The 21,891-nt window shown below is 48.6% G+C and carries 16 protein-coding genes; all 16 read right to left on the bottom strand.

Annotated features, from left to right (window positions below; translation table 11 throughout):
* Positions 1 to 67 precede the first annotated feature (67 nt).
* Entirely contained in the window at positions 68 to 1,102 is a 1,035-nt protein-coding gene (gene moaA / locus SP90_RS03080; RefSeq protein WP_066852440.1) for a GTP 3',8-cyclase MoaA, read from the bottom strand.
* Positions 1,099 to 1,713, bottom strand: coding sequence for a molybdenum cofactor guanylyltransferase (mobA, locus tag SP90_RS03075; protein WP_066852438.1), 615 nt, complete (start codon positions 1,711 to 1,713; stop codon positions 1,099 to 1,101). The genes moaA and mobA overlap by 4 nt, the downstream gene beginning before the upstream one ends.
* Entirely contained in the window at positions 1,713 to 2,432 is a 720-nt protein-coding gene (locus SP90_RS03070; RefSeq protein ID WP_066852436.1) for a formate dehydrogenase accessory sulfurtransferase FdhD, read from the bottom strand. The genes mobA and SP90_RS03070 overlap by 1 nt, the downstream gene beginning before the upstream one ends.
* Complete coding sequence (locus SP90_RS03065; protein WP_066852434.1) at positions 2,432 to 3,313, bottom strand: formate dehydrogenase accessory protein FdhE; 882 nt, start codon at positions 3,311 to 3,313, stop codon at positions 2,432 to 2,434. Before SP90_RS03065 ends, SP90_RS03070 begins: the two co-directional genes overlap by 1 nt.
* An 820-nt stretch (positions 3,314 to 4,133) precedes the next feature.
* The gene (locus SP90_RS03060; protein ID WP_066852432.1) at positions 4,134 to 6,089 is read right to left on the bottom strand and encodes an OPT family oligopeptide transporter; all 1,956 of its coding nucleotides are present in this window, start codon (positions 6,087 to 6,089) and stop codon (positions 4,134 to 4,136) included.
* Positions 6,090 to 6,092: 3 nt separating this feature from the next.
* Positions 6,093 to 8,069: a DUF6785 family protein gene (locus SP90_RS03055; RefSeq protein ID WP_066852430.1), complete on the bottom strand. Its 1,977-nt coding sequence runs from the start codon at positions 8,067 to 8,069 to the stop codon at positions 6,093 to 6,095.
* A complete protein-coding gene (locus tag SP90_RS03050) occupies positions 8,066 to 13,045 on the bottom strand; it encodes an FtsX-like permease family protein (protein WP_082936262.1) in 4,980 nt (1,659 codons plus the stop codon). The genes SP90_RS03055 and SP90_RS03050 overlap by 4 nt, the downstream gene beginning before the upstream one ends.
* Positions 13,042 to 13,785 (bottom strand): ABC transporter ATP-binding protein, encoded by a 744-nt coding sequence (locus tag SP90_RS03045; protein WP_066852428.1) that lies wholly within the window; start codon positions 13,783 to 13,785, stop codon positions 13,042 to 13,044. The genes SP90_RS03050 and SP90_RS03045 overlap by 4 nt, the downstream gene beginning before the upstream one ends.
* Positions 13,767 to 14,675 (bottom strand): class I SAM-dependent methyltransferase, encoded by a 909-nt coding sequence (locus SP90_RS03040; RefSeq protein ID WP_066852426.1) that lies wholly within the window; start codon positions 14,673 to 14,675, stop codon positions 13,767 to 13,769. Before SP90_RS03040 ends, SP90_RS03045 begins: the two co-directional genes overlap by 19 nt.
* Positions 14,676 to 14,683: 8 nt before the next feature.
* Complete coding sequence (locus tag SP90_RS03035) at positions 14,684 to 15,376, bottom strand: ABC transporter permease (protein ID WP_066852423.1); 693 nt, start codon at positions 15,374 to 15,376, stop codon at positions 14,684 to 14,686.
* A gap of 106 nt (positions 15,377 to 15,482) precedes the next feature.
* Positions 15,483 to 16,286 (bottom strand): polysaccharide deacetylase family protein, encoded by an 804-nt coding sequence (locus SP90_RS03030; RefSeq protein WP_066852421.1) that lies wholly within the window; start codon positions 16,284 to 16,286, stop codon positions 15,483 to 15,485.
* Between the two features lie 46 nt (positions 16,287 to 16,332).
* Positions 16,333 to 17,526: a glycosyltransferase family protein gene (locus SP90_RS03025; protein ID WP_066852417.1), complete on the bottom strand. Its 1,194-nt coding sequence runs from the start codon at positions 17,524 to 17,526 to the stop codon at positions 16,333 to 16,335.
* Entirely contained in the window at positions 17,526 to 18,140 is a 615-nt protein-coding gene (locus tag SP90_RS03020; protein WP_066852415.1) for a histidine phosphatase family protein, read from the bottom strand. Before SP90_RS03020 ends, SP90_RS03025 begins: the two co-directional genes overlap by 1 nt.
* Positions 18,141 to 18,170: 30 nt before the next feature.
* The gene (locus SP90_RS03015; RefSeq protein WP_066852414.1) at positions 18,171 to 19,283 is read right to left on the bottom strand and encodes a glycosyltransferase family 4 protein; all 1,113 of its coding nucleotides are present in this window, start codon (positions 19,281 to 19,283) and stop codon (positions 18,171 to 18,173) included.
* On the bottom strand, positions 19,280 to 20,644 hold the full coding sequence (locus SP90_RS03010) for a glycosyltransferase (protein WP_066852412.1): 1,365 nt from the start codon (positions 20,642 to 20,644) through the stop codon (positions 19,280 to 19,282). The genes SP90_RS03015 and SP90_RS03010 overlap by 4 nt, the downstream gene beginning before the upstream one ends.
* Positions 20,637 to 21,848 carry a glycosyltransferase family protein gene (locus SP90_RS03005; RefSeq protein ID WP_066852410.1) on the bottom strand — a complete coding sequence of 404 codons (1,212 nt, stop codon included), beginning with the start codon at positions 21,846 to 21,848 and terminating at the stop codon, positions 20,637 to 20,639. Before SP90_RS03005 ends, SP90_RS03010 begins: the two co-directional genes overlap by 8 nt.
* Between the last annotated feature and the right edge of the window lie 43 nt (positions 21,849 to 21,891).

The following is a 21,891-nucleotide window of genomic DNA, read 5'->3' as shown; positions in this document are numbered from 1 at the left end:
TGCGCCAGCATCATCCTTTTTTTATTCAGAAAATATGGAGTTTCTCTGCAAATTTTCGAAAAAGATATTAGCCGCCGATTGCGTTCATGCGGGTAACGGCGACTTCTTTTTGCTGTTTTGCATGAAGCAATTCAACACCGAGAGGTTTCGTAATGTTAGCTTCGCGCATGACGTTTGCAATATCTGCATCTGTTATGGACGAATTACGGAGCATGGTGCGCAGATCAAGCTCACTGTCTGAGAAAAGGCAGGTACGTAACTTACCGTTAGCAGTAATACGCAACCGGTTGCAGGAGGAGCAGAAGTGGTTGGACATTGGGGTGATAAAGCCAAGACGACCTTTTCCGCCTTCGATACCGAAGAGCTTGGCAGGGCCTGAACGTCGCTCTCCTTTTTCCAGTTTGGTGAGTACCGCAAGTTTGTTGGTTTCAGCCATGATCTCATCAGCAGACCAGAAGTTTTCTTCACTCCATGCACTGCAGTCGCCCATAGGCATAAACTCAATAAACCGCACGTCCACAGGATTGTTTTTGGCAAAGTTCACAAACACGGGGAGTTCGTCGTCATTGATTCCTTTTAAGGCAACGGTATTGATCTTAACCTTAATCCCGTGTGCCATACAGTCATCAATAGATCGGGTGACGTTGCGCAGCATGTCGCGACCGGTAATTTTTTGGAACTTTTTCCGGTCAAAGGTATCCAGTGAAATATTCACATACCGTACACCGAGATCCGCAAGCGCTTTTGCTTTTCCGCCCATGAGCGTTGCGTTGGTAGTAAGCCGTAAATCAAGCTCAGGATGTTTGGTGAGCAGTATTTCTATCAGATCAAGGAAGTTGCGTCTGGCAAAGGGTTCTCCGCCGGTTAGTCGTACTTTACTGACCCCCATGGCGACAGAAATGTCCACGAGTCTGGCAATCTCTTCATACGTAATAATGTTCGGATGCGGGATAAACTGCATGCCGTCTTCTGACCAGCAGTACATGCAGCGCAAATTACAGCGGTCGGTCACAGAAACACGCAGGTAATTGACTGTACGCCCGTGGTTGTCGGTAAGGGCAACCGACGGGTTTATTTCTGTATTAATAGTTGTATGTGTCATATTGCAGCTATGATCCGGCGGGCCATTTCAAGGTCTGCGGGATAGTTTACGTTAAAGAACGGCAAAGACTCCTGCTGGGAATATGGCAGGCTGTGCCTGTGTTCCTCAGGAACAACACGGCTCAGTTTATATATTCCACGGTCAACTGCCTGTTCAAAAAGGGGCAGTGCCTCGAACTCATAGATGGAAACAAGTGCTTCAATAAACCCTGTTTCTTCTTGCAAAAATGTGGTGTGCAGTGTTCCTTCCGGCTTTTGTTTCCAGAATGAAATCAGCTTTTGCAGCATTGCTGAATCCATGAACGGCAGGTCACAGGAAAGAACAAGTACGGGCCCCTGCGCAGCGCGCAGAGAGGTCATAATCCCCCCGATAGGGCCTGTACCTTCAATTTCATCTTTCACCCAGAGATAGCCGTCCGCATGCGGTTTGGCTTCCCTGCTGGAAACCCATACTTCAGAGCACACAGAAGCCAGCAGATTGCATGTGTAGACAAGCAGATCCGGCTCGGATTCTCCATGCACGTGTATGCGGGTCTTATCGTGACCCATTCGTGAGCTCAGTCCACCGGCAAGTACTATTCCGGTGAGAATATCTGAACCGTTTTCGAGCATTAGGTCAGTACCCTCGGTGTTTGCAGGTCATGGAATACGGTAAAGCGTTTTTCTTGATCTCGGGCAAAGCCCACAAGAGTAACACCGTGTTCCTGTGCCATTGCAATGGAAGCACTTGTTACAGCAGAGCGGCTGATAATGAACTTGTATCCTGCACGCAGTGCCTTGGCACACAGGCTGGCTGTCACACGGGCAGATACCATGAGTACCAGTCCGGAAAGCGGAGTTTTTGTTCTGCTTGCCCAACCTGCAAGACGGTCAACGCAGTTATGTCTGCCGATATCCTCGGTGCGATGGAGCATAGTATGCGTTTTTGCATCGTAGACTCCCGCTCTATGGAAACATCCTGTGCCATGCCATTGACCTTCTTCATCAATGAATTTGGCCATTGCGGCAAGCATTTCTGCACCGTGGAGTTTTCCCGGTTCCAGATCATTTTCAATAGGTTCGCCGAGCGTTACTGAAAATTCGTGATCATTAACTTTTTCGACAACAGTTTCCATGCTGCCGCCGCCAAGATCGAGCAGTGCGTGTCCGGCGACCAGATCTTCAAGATGCTCCGGCCATGCCCATAATTGGGTGGGCTCGTTATTAAAGTGCAGTGTTACCGGTACCTCAATACTGACAACGTCAGGGTGCACAGCCCACTGACCGTCTTTGTATTGTGTGACAGTAATCGGTTTAGGTTTGCACTGTGGACAGGAAGTATTTTTCGTCATTAAAACCCCCATGCTGAGAGTGTAGGGCGTGCGTATCCTTGTTTACGAGCAAGAATGTCGAGTGTGAGAGATTCAAGGTCATCAAGGACAGGAATGCTTACCCTATCAAATTCACGGAAATCACTCATTTTAATATAGCAGCTGCATGTTTTGCAAACCTGAACTTCATATCCCGGTTCGCCGTCAGCTTTGAAGTATTCGAGTTTGTTGTGGTCTTCTTCGCCGCAGAAAGCACATTGCAGGCGCTTAGCGCGGTATTCAAGACGACAGAATGAGCAGGTGAGGTATTTGAAGCCTTCTTTTTCTTTTAATGCGGCAATAAGAGGCTGAGATCCGCAGTGTGGACAGTGTCCGTAAGGCCACGGCTCTTCATCGCTTCTATGCTCTTTTAATTGTTCTGTCTGCGCCTGTAATGACGGAGTTACACTGCCTTGAGCCAGAAAACGTACAAGGCTCGGGGATTCAGGAATACGGGCAGCCCAGTCAGCAAAGAACATGTTGTCTTCTGCGATAAACGCATCACATGCTTCCTGAATGCTTAATTCTTGTTTTTCAATTGCTTCTCTGATTTTCATGGCGGAGGATGCCAGCGGCTCTTCTGCTTTATCTAACATAGCAAGCATCTTGCCGAAGAGAATAGCGGTTTCCTTAGGGTCGTAGGGAAAAGCGGCTCTGGAAACAAGCGGGGCACCTTGAATATGCATGTCAGAAGCAACCTGAGGCTGCAACGGAGCAACAGTAATATTGGCTCTGCTTGCCAGCTGAAGCACAGCAGTATTGCTGACTATTTGTAAAAGAGACTCAGGCAGGAACCCTTTTTTAGCGATATGGGTAAGTTTACGTTCAAGTCTCTTGGTTTCTAATTCCAGATTGAATTCCATGCTATCTCCTCAGGAAGATTTATATCTGAACATTCAGAAGTCCGTACTGTATCGTGACTACGGGAGAGGACAACGCTTTTATTTCCTGCTCATGGTGTTACACATCGTGATTTTTTGCACATAAAACGTATAACGAATTATGACCGGAAAGAACGTAAACTGACCTGAATGAACAATGTTTATTGATTGAAAAATAAATACTGCCGGTTTGCTGGATGAAACTGGCACAACGCCCGCTAATCCAGTGCTGACAGCTGTGTGAGTGTTTTACAGGATGAAGAAGATTCTGTGAAGGAAACACAGGCAGGAAACCTGTATCAGTGTGAAGGTTGATACCGTAAGCTTTTTTTGTTGTCTCCGACGGGCAGGTGGGCTCTGCCCCCTGCACCCCCGCAAGGGGACATGTCCCCTTGACCCCGTTTATACGCGAATCAGTCCATTGCTTACGCAGTTTGAAGTCGCGTAACAGTTACCTTTCTATAGCAAAAAAGCTGCCCTTCATTTGAGGGACAGCCTTAAGGGAGATTTTCATATTGGGGTAACGTATGTGTAGGATGGGGACTATAAAAAGTCAGGAGCGAAGCTTATATTACATACGTAAGCGTGTGACTTTTACAAAATGACATAGCGATATGCGGATGTACTCAATCGATAATTAAGGCGTCAGAACAACCTTTTCTGTTGTTATGGAAGGATAGCGTCTTCGCGGCTTCCGGTTCTATAAATGACGGACCGTTTCGCGTATACTCGGGTCAAGGGGCGAGCCCCTTGCGGGTGCAGGGCAGAGCCCTTGCCCGCCGGAGGCAAGCATCCCGCTGAGTCAATATGCAAGCTGGCTTAAGGATTTGAGGATAAGCGTGCAGCCCATGGCAAGCATGCCTGTCAGCCCCATACCACAGGAGAATCCTGCCAGTAATACCGGCGCATAATGCCGCCACTCCTTACCGTATTTTTTGAGGAAGAAGTATCGTCCCAGCAAGGCGCCTATGACTTCGAGAATGATACCGTGTGGGGTGGATTGCCCAAGGCCGCGGACGACGCCGTATACAAGCATGATGGGTAGTCCGAAAATGGAAAGGAAGCCGTAGAGAATAAGCCCAAGCCCGATGCCGGAACCCACGTAGAGAAAGTTGAGTGCCTGATAGAATAGCGAATTGCCTTCAAGGGTAGAGGATTGCATAAGTAGCGAGTTGAGTGCCTGCAAGTGCCATATTTTCTGGGCGAACGGGTAGCTGGCGGACGGAATAGGTGCCAGTTTCCAGAGGAATTGTGAGAACAGTAAAGACGCAATAATAACGATAGGGAAAACCACAAACTCCGCTTTAATGATCCCGCGAAGATTGGTGCCTGTGAGTTCAATCTCACGGAATTGTACGGTTGCTTCACCGTAGTTATGGAGCGGAATCGGTGCGTACCAAATTTCTATGCCGCTGTAGCCGAAATACTTGGCACCGGCGATAAAGCTTGCTTCCCGCACAAACGGCAGGGAAACGAACTGACCTACAATTCCTTCCATTCGGGCGCTGATATAGGACGCGATAGGCGTGTACACAAAACCGTAGATCAGGAAGAAGACCCACGGAAAGCTTGGAACCAGCCAGCGACATATAAGAATGTAGGCAATGGTGGAGAAGAAGTAGATGCCGATGGACAGCCAGAAGTTGATGTCCCCTCGTCCTGCGGGCGGATTAAGCAGTTTGGAAAAATCAAGTCCGCCGCTCTGTGTTCTGAACGAGCGTATTACCTGCCATACACCGATGATGGCAATGGCAAGTCCAAGTCCGATACCGAATGACATATAGAAGTCAAAGTTGTTGGCAAAGACTGTTTCAACAGTTTCCATCCCCGGTTTCCAGCGGTGAAGAATCCCCATGTCGAACAGGAGCGGGTTGGCTGCAATGGTGACGATGAGTCCGATAAGTCCCCCGATAACCGCCCAGAACGGGAGTACCATACCTACAAAGACCAGCGTAAGGTCAAACTGCAAGCCTGTGGCAACAGCTGGAAGAACGGCTTCTGTGTGCCGTGTAAGCTCAATCCACGGGATAGGTATCAGACGTATGGGTTCCTCAAATAACAAACCGGACAGGGCGGGGAGGAGAATATAGAAGAACCCGAAGATTAACCCGATAACGCCACCTACGGAGAAAATTCTCCACTTCCAGCCGGATTTTCGGTCTTCTGTTGATTCAGCCAGTGCCATGGTTCCCAGTGCCCCAACGGGTGCCATTGGAAACGGCAGTTTTTCTACATCTGAAGTCAGACGGTACAAGGCATAACCAAGACCAAAGTGATCAATACGCTGGACTATTTGGGCACCCACAAGGAGCAGGATAGGTATCAGCCAGTCTTCATGGAAAAAAGTACGCGAAGCCAGTGCTTCCGACCCGGGTTGTGGAGCTATCCATGTTGGGATGAATTCAGTAAGCCCCAGCATTTTTGCAGCATCTGACTGCACCAGATACTGGTTCCATAGCAGGCCGGAAAATGGTGAAGCCAGTGCCGCACCTGCCATATAGAAAAGAAGGAATACTTCTTGTTGTTTCAATTCCGTATATGAGCGTTTTGCCACTTCAGCAAAAAGAATAATCGTTACCCAACGTGCGGCAGGCCCGATTCCTTGTCCGATGACAAGTTGCAGGTACATGCTGCCCGGCATCATTAAGAAGCCTATAAAAATCGCACCAATAATGGTCTTCCAGTCGAACCCCTGATCGAACTCGGCTGGCGGCTGGAGCAGGTCACGATATTCTTGCAGTTCTTTATCTTGATACATGGTCTAGCCCCCCAGTTCCGGAAAGACTGGATACACAATTCCAGAGAACAGGCTCACAATGGCCCATATGCCGCCCATAAGCATGTCACCGATGATAAGTCCTACAAAGAGCATCTGTATTCTTCTATATAATGATGTGCCCCCGTAATGGAGCACAAGATAGTTACAAAGCCACCCAATGAAGAAACATACCCAGAGGATACGCATGCTTTTACTGTATGCAGCAAGATACCCCAGCGGGTGAAGCGGCCACCACGGGAATTTGTAGAAGCAGAATACCAGTATGCCCATGAATATGGCACCGATGATGGCAAACGTGGTTATCCACGGGTTGGCTGTAAGCGGTGCATCAAGAAGTCTTCCTGCATTTTCGTATACGGACAGAACTGACTGTGCTTCGACTTCAAGCTTCAGATCCCGCAGACCTGTTTTGTAGCCCAGAATAAGCATAGAGCAGAACGCAGTGCATACGCACAGGGCAAGAAGGATGGTCAGGGCGATAAAGAAGCGACGTTTGCTTTTGGTGTTTTCAGAAATTTTGTTGCCGTGCACGAGGTTCGGCATGAGTGATTCCTGTACATCAAGGAACATCATTTTTTGCAGAACAGCCGTGAGCGTAATGCCTGCTGCGCCAAGGAACCGTGTTCCGAGCACGCCTGCTGCACCGTCTGAAGGTGCAGCAGTCAGCATAAACTGAGGCAGACCACCTTGTGTAATAATGCGGGATACAACCAGCAGAATCATGAAGAAGACCAGCGGCATGATGACAGCGCCGAAAATAGACATCCCGAACCAGTAACACCAGATCATCATGCCTATAAGACCGGCAACTGCTCCCCATAATGACCACGCTGCCGGGATGATCTCACCTTGATGTACCTTGGTGTTGTGCAGGCCGGACTTGAACACATTGACGAGATGTTCTCTTGCAAGCCACAGAATGAACAGGAAAAAGATGAATGTGGAACCGATAACCGTCGCTTCGGCAGGGCGGGCAAGGTTAGGGCCGAAGTTGATGCCCATGGCTGACTGAGGGATGTTGAATCCGAGTACATAGAGAATTCCCATGAACAGAGCACCGAAGATGTAGAAGAACCAGAAACTGAACGCGATTTGGCGTGTGGCAAGAAATGCAAATCCTATGTATGCAGGTACGATATAGAGCTGTAATTTATTGAAGCCGGAAAACAAGCCGTATTTCGGGAAGTATTGTCCGGCCAGTACCAGCAGGGGCAGTTGCGGAATAGAAGGGTAATGATAGCTGAGCCCGTTAATAAGGTGCAGGAATACAGGAATTCCGATGCCCCAGAGGAGGAACTTATTTGAAAGAAATTCTCCCATTTTTCCAGCATCAAGCGCCTCACTCATAAATTGGGGAACACGCAACAGCGGGAAGTTGACGCGTTCGTTTTCAACCCACTGCCTGCCGAAGAGGTTCACCAGACACAACATGGTGAGGTAAGCCATCATAATGAAGAATCCCCACAGGAGAAGCAGACCTGTCCATGCTGACCACGGCACGTTGCTGATAACCTGAAGCATGTTCATATTCCGTGCACCGCTTAACCCTTCATAAAGCGGTTTAATTACGGAAGGGTCATTTATGTACCATGATTCGGGCAGGTACGGGGAAAGTGTTGGTACCCACGTGTATCCACCAGTTGCATAATATGCCGGCGCAGTGATGTTGAAGAAAAATGATTCTGCAAGTCCTGAATATCCAATGCCAACCCCTATGACCATAAACAGCCATATGACAAGCTGTTCAGTCCCGTTTATGAGAGGCTTTATGTTTGTTGCCTTAGCAATTATTGCCGTGGCAATAAACAAAAAGAAGGATACGAAGAATGGAGCAAGAGGGAAATGACCACCGCCAAGCGGGGTTCCGCCAAGCCATGCGGTATTGAATGGCCCTATGGCACACATGAATATTCCCGAAAGAACAGCAAGGATTAGAGCGGGGAGTCGTAACGGGTTCATGCGTTGCCTCCTGTTGTATCCATAGCGGTGTGTGGAATGTTTTTCCCTTTTTCAGCGAGAGCGTTTTTCAGGTCGGCTTCATAACTTTTTCTGGCTCCCTTATCGATGGAACGCCATACAAGAAGTTGTTTACGCAGACCGTGAAGGAATGCTTTGTTCAGGTTTTGCCAGACCCGCTTTTCTCCGGCTTCGCGCCTGAGGATAACGTGAATTTCTTTAAATCCATGATGCGATTCAGAAGGACACATGATGAGTTGCACGTTTTGACGCACACCAAAGTCAAACGGGGCAAGCCATGTTTTAAAGTCGAATGTAAGGCAGGCGTCTCCTGCCATATCCTCCTGAACATTCTCAGGGATAAGTCCTTTTTCAAGTAGAACATCAGGCGGCAGAAAAGAGCATGAAATATCTTCGGTGGAAAAGTCTCCGTGTGAAATATCCGCGTGCCCGTTGTAGTATTCAAAGAGGAAGCCACCAGCGAATGCCTGCTCGGAACTTCGTACCAAAAATGGCAGTTCAATGCGCATGACATCACCTTCAGGTTCAGGCAGTTTCCATGCGCGGGTGACGTCAGGAATTGCGATTTCTGATGCAACACGCGACGGGTAGATCGATGAAATGAGCACCACAACAATGATGAGCAGCATCGCCATGACACCGGCTGTGGAAGAATAGTTTGCCGTCATACCAGCCCATAGGTCTGTACCGGACATGACTCCGGAAACAGTTTGGGCGATAAGATAGCCGAATACTGCACTGATAATGGCAAATGCCAGTGACTCCGCAACAAAGAGGAAGGCAACATGAGAAGGCGCAAGTCCAACGGAGGTGTAGACTCCGATCTCACTGCGGCGTTCGTACACGGAGCCGATCATTGTGTTCAGTACAATAAGAATAGCAATGCCGATTGGAATAAGAATGGTTGAAAGCCCGCTGTAGCTGATGAAATTGGAAGCATAGTACAAGTAGGTTCCAGTGGTGGTTCCACTGAAAATAAGCATGCCGAAGCGGTATCCAAGGTTCGTGATACCGTGGTTCACATCATCCGGCTTGTTTTTCCCTGTCTTAATGGCAATGGCTTTCAGGGCACCACCCTCTGACAGTAGAGTATGCGCAGGGATAATAACTGTGCGCGCGCCGCTGATATGCTCATACCGGCTTTCGTAGCGTAATAGATCTTCACCGCGGCTCAATGCTTCTGCCTCTGTTTCGCTCAGATCAGATGCTGCTATATTCGGGTAAATGATCGGGGTAATTGGCTCCCCGTCAAGATCACTGTTTTCTGCCAATGCCTTGTCTTTAATGATCCCCCGAACTGTGTACGGAATTCCCCAAAAAATGATTTTTGGCGGGATTGCTCCAATACTGGTAAGGCCAAGCTGGCTTGCGATTGTCTCCGGCAGGATAATGGCGTGCTGGTCGGTATCAGTAAACCATGAGCCGGAAATAAGCTGCTTGTTCAGAGCGGTTACATTGGTTTCGGCAGGCGATAAGCCGATAAGAGCCCGTGCGGAAGAAACTTTGCCGTTGTATCCCATAGGTAGGAACGGAGCGCGGGTTTTATCTTCAATTTCAAACCAGACTCGTGGGGCAATAATACCGTTAGCACCGAACATGTCATGGGTGATTTGCAATGCCTCTACTGGCATATCGCGCCAATTCGGATTCTTCAGGAGCAGACCATAATACGGTGTTGTATTGCTGAATTCCACCCAGCCGGCAGTGCGCACACTTTTGGTGGATGTAAAGTTCATGATGGTGAAGGTAAGAATAGTCAGTGTAATGATGGTCAATGCCGTACGTAGCGGCCTGCGCCGTAGGTTACTGACGCCTATGGCCATTGCTGCTGTAAATGTGGCGCTTTTGTTTGCTTCGGTTACCTGAATATTATGTGCCTGTTCCTGAAAGCTTTTTACCTCTCGTTCAAACCGGAAGAATATAAGAAGCGACACAAGGAACGAGAGCCCGATAATAAAGAACGCCAAAATAACAATAAGCGGGCTGTAGGTAAGCTGGAAAGCCGGATGAACAAGGTAGACCACCCCGATAGTAGCGCAAAGTAAACCTAGAAATGCGAGGATGCGCTTGTAAATTGAGGCAAAGCCGAAAAAGAGACGTTCAAGACAATAGGCAAACGGTACAAACAGCGCGATGTAGAACAGAACACCAGAAAGTACATCCCGTTGGGTTCCTTCAATGTCATTGTAGACAAGTGAGGCTGTAGCAAGTGCTGCTCTGGATGTATTGAGCAGACCGACCCAGTCTCGAACGGAATAGTATTTCTCAGCTTGTGTAAGAAGTTGTTCTGCCTGTTGGTAGAGTGTGGATATCCGTTCGTTGTTGATTCCCTTTTCTTCTAAATTCTGAATGCGGGGAATGAGCAAAGTCCACATATCTTTTGCCGCATGGTATTCCGTAAACGGGATAACAGGCCATTTGCTGATAAGGTAACCTTTGCCAAGCGGGTCTTCGGGAGTGTTGTTCAGTAATAACACTTTCTTGCCAAGCACTGTGTCGGAAAGCGTCAGCTTAAATGGAACATCCGGTTCAAGGAAAAAGGTACCGAGAGTGGAGCTGCGTGTGTCCAGACGTGAATACCAGTATCGCAGCGGACTTGTTTCGGTACGCGCATCAATAATTTCTGTCCGGTACAGATACGCAAGCGTACGGGCATCCAGCAGGTTGAACAGTGTGGATTGAGCGCAGTCAAACATGGTGAGCTGCGTTCCCATGGTGTTGCGGCGCATTTTGACACGGTAATTACCTTTACCGGTGCTTGGTTTATCTACTGCCCAGACGGCAAGGCCGGTATCCGGATCCAGCCTGAATGCTTCAATAACTGCCTTGTGAACAGTCTGTTGCGAGGTGGCAAGGCCTGGCAGTTCAAATGTACCATCCGTATTTACCAGAGAATAAAAACGGGAAGGGCCTTGGTAGGTGAGTACAAGAGTTCCTACCGCAGGTTTATCTGGGAACGGCTCCCCTTGCCGCTGGAGGTTAACGCTTCCGCCAAGTGTAGCAAAACCGTCTCTTCCTCTTTCAATTTCAGGCAACGAGCCGTCAGCAAGTTTGGTGATAAGGGCGGTGACAAATTCAGTTTGCTTCAGTGCGTATTCTGCATCCGTGGCGTCCAGTACATCATAGGGAGTTCCCCATAATGGCCGGAAGTCGTGAAGCGAGGCTATGGTAATGACGGGGAATCCGGCAATGGCAAGAACCTCACTACAGAATTTAGGGAGATCCGGTAAATAACTTTGCCACGGTTTAGTCGGGGTAGGGTGTAATGAATCCTGCCAGAGCTCTTCGTATCTGGGGATTTCCCGAGCCATATCTGTAACGCTTTCTACCAATGGTTCAAAAAAGGAAGTTCTGTTCACACTGGCTTTTAATTCATATAGGTAACCGCGTGTAAATCCACCTATGCCGTTGCCGTGACTGGACAGGTACAAACCGAAACCCGCCTGCAGTTCGCGGTCTCCAATGGTTTCTTTTAACATGCGCTTACTTTCAATGCTGCGTAAGCGGATGACTAAGTCTGCAAAACGTTCCTGCTGTTCTGCTAGTGCAAGAGACACAAGACTGCGCAGCAAGGTGATTTCTTCTGCGGGTACTGGTCGTTGTGCCTGTTGAGGGGCACTGATCCAGAGTAAATTTCTGTAGGCCAGTCGTTTTGCTGCCAGTTCTTTTATGCGGGCACTGTCAGCCTCGGTTCCGGTAGCTGCCAGACGAAGCGCGACAACCTCGCGGGTGAGCATGTCTACCTGCGTCTTGGATACAGACTCAAGAGCTGAGCGTAGCAGTTCACGTTCCTGTGCCGGGTACTGTTCAATTGATTCTGGAGTGGCAAGCAGGTTCGGGTTTCGCAATATCGCAATAGTATTGCGTGCATCCGAAACTTTTTGTGCGAGTTCTTCAGATACTTCTACGATATCATCCAATGATTGGGAGAGTACTCCTGTGAAGGAACGTGCCCCTGCTTTGGTCTGGGAATGACCGGACGTAGCAAGCAACAGCACAGATTCATTGGGAGGATTTTTGCCAAAGTGTTCAGCTATGGAAAGTAAGGTGGCAATGGAAGTGGACTCATCTGCTCCCGGGGCATGTTCAGGTACAAAAGCACCTGTGTCATAAAATGCTTCCACAAGCATGAATGATGTGCTGGCATCATCACCGGTTCCCGGAATAAATACCCATACATTTTCCCCCTCAGCCTGCACCCATTTAACGTTGGCAGAAACGTTAACAGTCATGGATTGTTCTTTGGGGGTGGAGGACTGATAAAGTGCTTCAAGGTCGCCAAAAATTTCTGTTGCCTGCTCGTGGGATATCCAGAAGCGGGGAAAATCAATAGGGGTCAGTTCAAATTTATCGATGAAAAGAGCTTTGTTTGTGGGAACGTTGTTGCCGTTGTCCACATAGATAAGCGCAGATGCACCGAGCTGAGCAGCGTTTATCCAGTTTTTACCGGATGCAAGATCCATGAGTACGACTGAGCCTTGAACATCTTTACCGTTAAACTCTTCAAGTTCACCGCTCTTAACGTAGATACTATGTCCCTGTATGCCTTCTGGCGTAGTTGTGGGAGGAGTTATGGCGTTAAGACGTAACGGGGGCAGAGTCACAGGCCCTTCTCCTGTGACTGTGTCTGTTCTTCGTAACAGCCCTTTTTTAAATTCAGTTATCGGTAGCAGATACGACTGGATGCCCATGCGTACTGTTTTGTGATCAGCAAATGCAGCTTTGAAATGACCAAGAATAAAACGCGCGGCTTCTTTGGCACCCTGCGATCCTGTGTACCTGTCTTGCAGCAAGGAAAGTGCGTATATTGTCTTATGTAATTTTTTAGCACTGTCAGTTGCTTTCTGGGCATAGCTTACGTGTGGTGTGCAGCACAGAGCGAGGCAGAACAGAATAAAGAATGCGCTGCATGCAGCAATGCATCTGGTGCGAAACGGTATGGCAACGGTGGAGTTCATTCGCGCTCCTTCTCTCCGATAGTTCCAAGAGAAATATTCAGCTGATCGCGATGTTCTTCTTTATCTACCCGTCCGTCTTTTACCCACACAACGCGGTCGGAAACGTTGATCATTTTGTAGTCGTGTGTAGCGGTGATAATGGTCACGCCGCGTTCTCTGCAAAGAGAGCGTAATAGTTCAATCGCCTCCTCACCGGTACGCTGGTCAAGGTTACCGGTGGGCTCATCCGCGAGGATAATCGCAGGGTCATTGGCAAAGGAGCGGGCAATAGCCACACGTTGTTGCTGACCACCGGAAAGCTCTAAGGGCTTGTGCTGGTGACGGGTTCCCAGTCCCACGAGATCGAGTAACTGAAGTCCTTTTTCTGTTGCAGCTTCGTTGTGCATACCGGCAAAGGTCATGGGCAGGGTTACGTTTTCCAGTGCTGTCAGTGTCGGGATAATGTTGAATGTCTGGAAAATGTAGCCGATTTTACGGTTGCGCAGCCATGCCAGTTCGTACGCATCCAGCTGGGAAATATCTACTTCATCAATAAAGACCTTGCCTTCAGTCGGCTTATCAAGCCCGCCGATCATGTTGAATAGGGTTGTCTTCCCACTGCCGGAAGCACCCATAATGGAGAGGTATTCACCGGCGTAAATTTCGAGATCAACCCCGCGCAGCGCGTGAACATGCTGCTTTCCCATTTTAAAGGTCTTTTTGACGCCTTCTACCCTTACAATTATTTGCTTTTCTTCCATCGAGCCTCTCCCTGGCTGTGCATTGGGGGGTGCCCTGTTGCTGGTGAAGCCAGCCTGTGGGCGCGGATGGTTACTTCGAAAAATTTATCAGGAGTTATGGCAAATTCCCGATGCGTTGCATCCAGTTTTTTGCGCGTGTAAATGGCGCACAGGGTATTGGATGCGTGGTAGAGATGCTTGTGCTCTTTCTGCGGAACTCCGTCTAAAATACCTGCAAGAACTGCCCAGCGTATTTTTTCCGGTGACTGGGCATAGTCATGCCAGACTATGATGGAATCATCATTTTTTAATAGCTGGAAGATATTGCGTGTATCACTGGCAACAGCTGCTGCGTGATGGTCGCCGTCTACAAAGATGAGATCAAATTTTTCTGTAATAGCGGAAAAGTCGTATGAAAGCGTGTCGCAGTTAATACAGGTAATGTTCGGGTATTGTTCTGGAGTAATGAAAAAACCGTCCTGCCGGATCATGGAGTTACTGAATCCTGCCTGTGCCTGTTGTGAAGGTGAAAGGCTCAGTGAGTAGCAGGTGTTGGTAAGCGGAGCGACATTGGTGATGGATTCACCCCGCCATCTACCGATTTCAAGGTAGTTGCAGTGTTCAAACGAGCGGGCAAGCCCTTTAAGCAGAGCAATATCCATAGGTGTTGCGGCGGCTTCCAGCATGGCGTAGGGCGAAATTGTTTCTTCAAATTCAGGTATGAGATCAAGCAGATCAACCTGCGGTAATCCGCGTTCCATGTTGTACTGCTCGGTGATGTATTTTTGCCACCACAAGGCATCGTGCCTGTCTCTATAGATGGACTTGAGTGCTTTATGCGGTTTGCGCAGCAGGTACCATAATGCTGTGAGCATCCGTTTGTTTTTATGATTTTTGTTTGTGTGCAGCATATGGCTTCCTAGTGTTGCGCGTTAAGAGCTTTTACAGGTTCCATGCGGGCTGCAATGATGGCGGGATACAGTACGCCGATAATGCTCAGGCAAAAGCCGATGGCTGTAGCGATAAGGAACGAAACAAAAACATCTGCCAGCGAAACAAGAATGAGTGAGGCGACACCGAAATTCACCAGCCCGTTCAAGAACGCAAAAACAATTCCCCCGGCAGCGCCAATTGCTGCTCCTGCAACACCGATCAAGGCAGCTTCAATAAGGAACAGCCTCAGAATCATGGAGTCCAGTGCGCCAAGGCATTTGAAAATGCCTATGACTCGAAAGCGTTCTGTAACAGACATAAGCTGCGCATTAACAATGCCTACGGTACAGACCAGCAGGGAAAGAATAACAATCCATCGCTCTTTAGGGCCTGTTGAAACTGTGCCCAGCGATGTATCCACATCAAAACCCATTTCCATAAGTAACGGGGCAAATTGTGAGCCGCCGAATTCAACAAGACCGCTGGCAATATTCAGGTTCACAAGGATAAAAGCTAGAAAGGCTACAGCCAAAACAAGGCTGCTCATGGTTATGAGCGAACGGGTGAAGCGGTGCCGGAAGTTTTGCAGCGCAAATTCAAAGGATTTCTTCCACGGAAATTCAATGCGATGGCTTTCATCATGCGTAAAAAAACCGGTTTTTGAGTCTGTTTTCGGCATGGCTTTTCCTGCGGTTAATGTCTGTTGCAATTAGTAGGACTACTCTCCAGTCCGCCTTGTTTTTCCGTTGAATCCCGCAACAGCGCAAAATCATGAGTAACCGCCATCATAGCATATAGAAATTTATGGGAACAGATTGTACTGGGTAGCTTTTTAAGATTATCAGCAATAGCTGAAGAAAGTCGGCGGCAGCGGTATTCATTCTGTCATGGTGAAGCATTACACCGCATCTGCCGGAAGCAATGCCTTCACGCAGTTCATCCAGCAGATTCTTCCAGCCGCTGGCGGCAGTGAGTTCATTACGGGTGTGCAGGTCAACATTTACGGGAATGTCTGGCAAAATGGTCTGGGGCGGGGCGGAGGCAGAGCGTGAAATTGCTTTGAAGCCGGTTTGTTTTAGCAGCTCAATATTCGCATCAGATATTCTGTTCCACGGCGGGGTGAAAAGAGGACAGAACTGGTCGCCGAACAGGGAGTGGAGCGTGGAGTACCCTTGTTGCAACTCATCGGCGCATTCAGCACTGGTTCGATCACTGCCGAATTCACATTTTCGTCCTTGTTTGGCGTTGTTTTCGTGTGCCCAGCCGTGTTGGTGCCAGCACCACAACTCGTTTTTTTCCGGTGCGACAGAAAGGAGTGTTGCGACATGGGAGGGGGAACTCCATGCAGGAACAACTGCGAGACCGAGCGGGGTGTTCTGTTCAGCAAAAATTTGCATCATGGTCTTGCAGGGAGTGGATGGAATAGCAATATCGTCCGCACGGAAGAATATAGTAGGTGTTTCTCCCATAGGGCATCCGTTCGCCTTGTATGCCTCTATACCTGCATGGATATATTGTGACAGTAATGCCTGAATGTTGGAAGGAACAGCATGCCACAGTGCAGAAATGTACGGTCGGTGTCCTGTCATAATGTTCTCTCCTTTTTGATGCGGTCATCCCTTACATTATCTGGAGTTATTCACTTGAAACCAGTCGCTCCAGCAGGCGTGCCGATTCAGCCGCGCCGTCCAGATCGACCTTGTGCTGCGGAAGCGGTGACGGGTTGGTAAGACAGTGTTCCAGCTGCTTGCTCAAAATCTCCGGTGCCATTGCTTCCTGTTCCAGAATTTGCAGTGCGCCTAACTGCTGAAGATTGGTTGAACGTAGTCGTTGTTCTCGGTTTTGGTCGAACGGATACACCAGCCCGTATGTGTTTACAGCAAGAAGATTCATGGTCGTGTTATATCCAGCCATGCTTACGGAAAGGTCAGCTGCACTCAGGTAGTTTATGAAGTCAGGGAGAAAGTCTGTAACGGTAATATGCGCGTGCGGTGTGCACAGGTTACGGATGCGGGACTGGTATTCCTGAGACATGAACGGGCCGGTAGAGATGAGCAGCGAATGTGGGAGATTGGACGAAAGATTGATGGAGGCCGCTGCAAGTTCTTCCATAATTTCAGGATGTACAGAACCGCTGCCGATGCTGCCGAGAATAAATGGTTGCTCCGGTGCAATGGCAAGTAGTTTACGGGTAATATCCGGATGAGTGAATTGCGGGCGTGGTGTTATGTACCCCGTATCATACACGGGAATAGTAATGTCATTGATGCGTGAAAAGGTAGCACCCAGTGTAATAACTGCAGGGTCGGTATGGACAAGGACTGCGTCAAAATAGGTGTTGAGAATGGAGATGACACGTTCTTCAAATTGCTGCTGGTTTGCTTTTTCCACCAGAATATCCCGTACGCTGCATACCGTGTACATGTACGGGAAGGTGTTTTGCTGTGCCAGTTCCAGAACAGGCATGAGTTCAAAGCTGAACTGCTTGCGACCGAAAGGGAACAGTTCCACTAAAAAAATATCCGGCTGAAGCGCAATGAGAGTTTCAGTGAGCATAGTTGCCCGCTGTGCTTTGATGGCAGTAACCTCTTGTTCGGACAATGCGCGTTTGCTGCCATCCGGTTCTGTGTGTACGAATGTGCCGAAATTTTCATCCATGGACAATGCTGGAAGTTCAACGACCTGAACGTGTTCTGGATATTCCATAGAGAGCGGAGCGCCGCCTGTGATGAGCGTAACCTCATGCTCACTGAGTGCCTTGTCTATCTCTAGGCTGCGGAAAAAGTGTCCCATCCCTAATACGTGCTGGCAGTAGTGAACAATACGCATCACAGCACCTCGTTGAGAGCTATGAGGGAAAACTTGGGAGTATCGTGTGTATGGTCTGCAACAATGCGGTGCAGGGCATGTTTCTCGACAAGTTTTCCTTCTTCAGGAAGGAATTGTTTGTTCATAAGGTGGTTGGCAACACAGGCAATGTTTCCTTGATGCGTAACAACAAGAATGTTTTTGCCGTTCCATTTCTGCGTTGCATCATGCAGGGCATTCAGAGTGCGCTGGAGTACTTGAGTTCTGCTTTCACCTTGGGGCGGGGTGAAGTTCCAACCTGCGGATTCCTGCCGTAAAACTTCGTCAGGTTCGTAGGTGCGAAGTTGCGATATGAACCGCCCTGTCCATATTCCCCAGTCCTGTTCCCGTAGGCGCGGATCGAGCTCAAGAGGCAGGTTCAGGTGTTTGTTTACAGCAAGGGCAGTGAGGTACGCTCGTGAAAGATCGCTGGTAAGGAGTTGTGACCAAGGGTATTTATGGAGAGTCGACATCCACTCGTCAATGAGGCCGTAACTGTCCTGAAGGAGCGGTACATCATGTTGCCCCTGAATTCGTTTTACCTTGTTCCAACCTGTGGGTGCATGACGCAGAAGACCGATATATGTTTCTTCCATGGCGACCTCCGGTATGGGGAGAATGAGCTGCTAGTGTTGAATCATGTCCCGTAACTTCTGATCCATCGCTTCATAGTTAATGTGCATATTGTGGTTGGTAGCTGCATGTGTTGCGGCAGCTGTTCCCATGGTTGTTCGCAGTTGTTTTGAAGCAGTAAGTTTACCGATAGCGTCAGTAAATTTTTTAGAATCATATGACGGTGTGATTATTCCGGTAACGCCATCAGTAACGACCTGCGGTGCACCGTCATGATCCCATGCCACGACGGGTAATCCACAGCTTTGCGCTTCAAGGTATACCATTCCCAGCCCCTCATTAATTCCGGGAAAAGCAAAAATATCACAGCTTGAATAGAGTTGCGGGAGTTTTTGTGAAGACACTGTGCCTAAAAAGTGGTGCCTTTCAGGAAGCAGCTGCTGTGCCTGTGTCTCCAGATGAGAGCGCATGGTACCGTCTCCCGCCACAACAAGCGTTATGTCATATCCATTACGTAGAAGCGTGCCGCAGCTTTTTATCACATGCTCAACACCTTCGGATTTGGTGCCCTCCCGCAGCATGGCTACGGTGAGAACCACAACTGAGTTTTGTGCATTCCATGTCGTTCGGTTTTTTTCCCGTGTTGTTTTGTCTCTGGTAAAGTCCTCTGTTCGGATGCCGGGAGGAATGAACGTGATATTTGCTGAATCAACAACCTGTTCAAGCCCTTCAAGATCTCGTTGCTTGTTCGAAAATATGTGTGACGTTTTTTGTAACGCTCTTTTGTTCAGATAATATCCCGTACATGTTTTCCAGTGCTGTTTTCGTTTTGGCGCGTGAGACGGGGCGAACATGGTGTAAGGAATATTGTTTTTCACAGCCAGTGTGCCGAAAATGTCCGGTGCCTTGTAGTATGAGTGGTACGTAAACCAGAGATCAGGGCGATTCTCGCTGATCAGGTATTCCTGAATTTCAAGCGCAGCAATATGCGCTCGTAACCACCGTTGCGGAGTACTCCATATGCGGGTTGTTGAAACATGAGGAACCAGTTGCACCTCGTGTCCCTTTTCCTGAAAAAAACGGACGAGACCTTTGGCAATGGTGACATCGCCAGAAACTCGCGGATGATTCAGCGGTTTGAATGGGGTACAGAACGCGATCTTCATGAAGATGACCACTCCAGTTCAGACATGGTATCGGCTTCTTCCCGAATTATTCCGTTGGATTCAAAAATAGCAGCAAGCTGCATAATCAACTGCCTGTTGTTGAACACTTGGTGCACCTTGCGTTCTGCCCCGTTGATGATCGTCTGGCGCAGTGCATTGTTTGTAAGCAAAGCCTCTGTGGCGTCTGCCAGCGCTTCAGAATCGTTACATGGTGCAAGCAGGCCTGACTGCTCATGCTCTACAAGCTCAGGAATGCCGGATACCCGTGTGGCTACCACAGGCACGCCCATTGCCATTGCTTCTGCAAGTACATTAGGAATTCCGTCTCTATCCCCGTCCTGCGCGGTGGTGCATCCTAACAGAAATACGTCTGCCCTGCGGTAGTGGCGCAGAACGTCTTCATGAGCAAGGGTTCCGGCAAAGGTTACAAAGTCTGTGAGTCCGTATTGGTAGACCTTGTCTGCTACTTCCTTCATGAGGGGGCCTTCACCTATCAGGGTATATTGAAAAGGAATGTTGCGTAAAAAGAGCAGGCGCAGTGATTCGACTATGGTGAGCAGGCCTTTTTTCTCAACCAGTCTTGCGACGGTAAGGATGGAATACGGTGGTGTCGTTGTAACTCTGTTCTGTTGTGTGGAAAACAAAGAGAGGTCAATACCGTGGTAAACCGTATGTACAGGGCAATACCCCGGTTGCGGGGTGCGCACCGGAGAGCCGTCAGCAATGGGCGCCAGAGCATAGGCGGGCGGTGCGTTACGTGCGGGAAATGAGCGGGCAATGGTTTCCAGAGAGACTTTATTGTAGTTGGTGCATGTTACCGCAAATAATGCGTGTTGCATTTTTTCTGCAACCCGTTCTGGACGCTGGGTGTAGATGTCCTTTGCATGTGCTGTGAAGCTGAAGGGAATACCGGCAAGCTTGGCAGCATACATGGCAACGGATGTGGGGGAGTGTACAAAATGGCTGTGCAGATGCGTAATGGAATGCGGAGCAACAGAATTGGCAACTACGCATGCCTGCATAAAGTGTTTAATCCATGTGTGCAGTTTGTCTGTTCCTGAAAAACGGGAGAGGAAAAATGAGAATGTCTTGCGGAATCGCGTAGTGTGCAGCAAAGCGCAGAGCAGCGTATTCCAGAGAAGACGGGGGAATCCTATCGAGAGATGTTCCGGCAGGTATGTAACCTTGGCATGAATCGACTGGACAGATTCGTGCGAGAATGTTTCACGCGGTTTGCGCATTGAGAAAATATGAATATTGAATCCCTGCTCTTCCAGCAGTTTAATTTCATTTGAAATAAAGGTTTCAGAGATTCTGGGGTATCCCTTCAGGATAATGCCGAGTGTAGGTGTGTTATGCATCAACGGATTCTCCTTTAAACGAAGAAAGCCGGTCTCGGATGACATCAAAGCCGGTCATGGAGAACTCATTAATACTCTGTTCGTATTCCGAAGAGTCTTCAAGCATGGAGAGAATTTTTTCATGAAGTGTGGAAGCAGTGAGGCAATCCCATTTGATATAATCAGCAAGATTGGCGGACTGGAGAACACGCGCACGGATGAGTTGTTCAAGGCGCGGGCTTTCTCGCGGAATAATAAGGGACGGCTTTTTGAGCGAAAGGATTTCGCACACCGTATTATAGCCCCCCATGCTGACAACAAGATCTGCCGCTGCCATGATCTTTTCCAGTCGTTTATGAAAAGTGGCGAAGATAACACCGGCTTTTTTTGCACGTTTGGCGAGTGAGTCCTGTAAATCCTGAGGAACAAAGGGGCCTGAAACCATGTATGTTTTAAACGGTATGTCTGGAGTCTGTTCAACCATGGAAAGATAGGTGTCCAGCATATGGTAGCCGTCGCCTCCTCCTCCAGCTGTGACAACAATAAGTTTGCTGTTGTCACTGGAGCTGTTTCCATTACCGTTACCATTTATCAGGTGCTTCAGGGTTATTTTTCGATTGGGGGTCTGACGGGGGATGTACCCTGTAAAAATGCACTTGTCGCTTATGGAGGCAGGAAGCCCGTATTCAACAATGGGATTATAGAAATCTTCCTGTCCGTAAATCCATATTTCTGAGTACAGATCATCAAGTACGTTAAAGTAGTTTTTGTCATTCCATTCTGCACGGGTAGAGGCAGAGTCGTCTAAAATATCGCGCAAGCCCAGAACAACTTTTGTGTCGGGGCGTGAGGTTTTAAACCATTGCAACACCGGAAGTACTTCCCCTTTTAATCCTACCGGAACCTTGTCCACAATAAAGAGGTCAGGATCAAATGATTTAGCTGTTGCTGTGATGATCTCCTGTCGGATCTCAAGCGCTTTTTGCGGATTCACTTTGATAGAATGGGGTACATAGACTGTATTGCTTTGTTTGATCATCCCGGGAATACGGACAAAATCTACACCGTAGGGAATGGAAAATCTGCCTGCAATGGGAGAGCCGGTCAGGATAAGAACGGAAACTCCCGGAGCACTTAGATTTTTCGCAATGGCCATTGTTCTTCGGATATGTCCAAGTCCATATGTATCGTGAGAGTACATGAGGATGTTGTATGTAGAGCTCATGGGTCAATCGGCACCTTGGTAAGAAGTTCACAGAAGTACGCAA

It is taken from the genome of Halodesulfovibrio spirochaetisodalis, from assembly GCF_001672295.1.
Taxonomy (GTDB): domain Bacteria; phylum Desulfobacterota; class Desulfovibrionia; order Desulfovibrionales; family Desulfovibrionaceae; genus Halodesulfovibrio; species Halodesulfovibrio spirochaetisodalis.
This window is presented reverse-complemented; position numbering and strand designations above follow the sequence as displayed.

Coding starts and splice junctions, on each gene's coding strand:
- SP90_RS03055 (WP_066852430.1), bottom strand. CDS start 8,069: ATGAACCCGTTACGACTCCCCGCTCTAATCCTTGCTGTTCTTTCGGGA.
- SP90_RS03010 (WP_066852412.1), bottom strand. CDS start 20,644: ATGCATAACACACCTACACTCGGCATTATCCTGAAGGGATACCCCAGA.
- SP90_RS03070 (WP_066852436.1), bottom strand. CDS start 2,432: ATGACGAAAAATACTTCCTGTCCACAGTGCAAACCTAAACCGATTACT.
- SP90_RS03005 (WP_066852410.1), bottom strand. CDS start 21,848: ATGAGCTCTACATACAACATCCTCATGTACTCTCACGATACATATGGA.
- SP90_RS03040 (WP_066852426.1), bottom strand. CDS start 14,675: ATGCTGCACACAAACAAAAATCATAAAAACAAACGGATGCTCACAGCA.
- SP90_RS03015 (WP_066852414.1), bottom strand. CDS start 19,283: ATGAAGATCGCGTTCTGTACCCCATTCAAACCGCTGAATCATCCGCGA.
- moaA (WP_066852440.1), bottom strand. CDS start 1,102: ATGACACATACAACTATTAATACAGAAATAAACCCGTCGGTTGCCCTT.
- SP90_RS03065 (WP_066852434.1), bottom strand. CDS start 3,313: ATGGAATTCAATCTGGAATTAGAAACCAAGAGACTTGAACGTAAACTT.
- SP90_RS03020 (WP_066852415.1), bottom strand. CDS start 18,140: ATGGAAGAAACATATATCGGTCTTCTGCGTCATGCACCCACAGGTTGG.
- SP90_RS03045 (WP_066852428.1), bottom strand. CDS start 13,785: ATGGAAGAAAAGCAAATAATTGTAAGGGTAGAAGGCGTCAAAAAGACC.
- SP90_RS03035 (WP_066852423.1), bottom strand. CDS start 15,376: ATGCCGAAAACAGACTCAAAAACCGGTTTTTTTACGCATGATGAAAGC.
- SP90_RS03050 (WP_082936262.1), bottom strand. CDS start 13,045: ATGAACTCCACCGTTGCCATACCGTTTCGCACCAGATGCATTGCTGCA.
- SP90_RS03060 (WP_066852432.1), bottom strand. CDS start 6,089: ATGTATCAAGATAAAGAACTGCAAGAATATCGTGACCTGCTCCAGCCG.
- SP90_RS03030 (WP_066852421.1), bottom strand. CDS start 16,286: ATGACAGGACACCGACCGTACATTTCTGCACTGTGGCATGCTGTTCCT.
- SP90_RS03025 (WP_066852417.1), bottom strand. CDS start 17,526: ATGCGTATTGTTCACTACTGCCAGCACGTATTAGGGATGGGACACTTT.
- mobA (WP_066852438.1), bottom strand. CDS start 1,713: ATGCTCGAAAACGGTTCAGATATTCTCACCGGAATAGTACTTGCCGGT.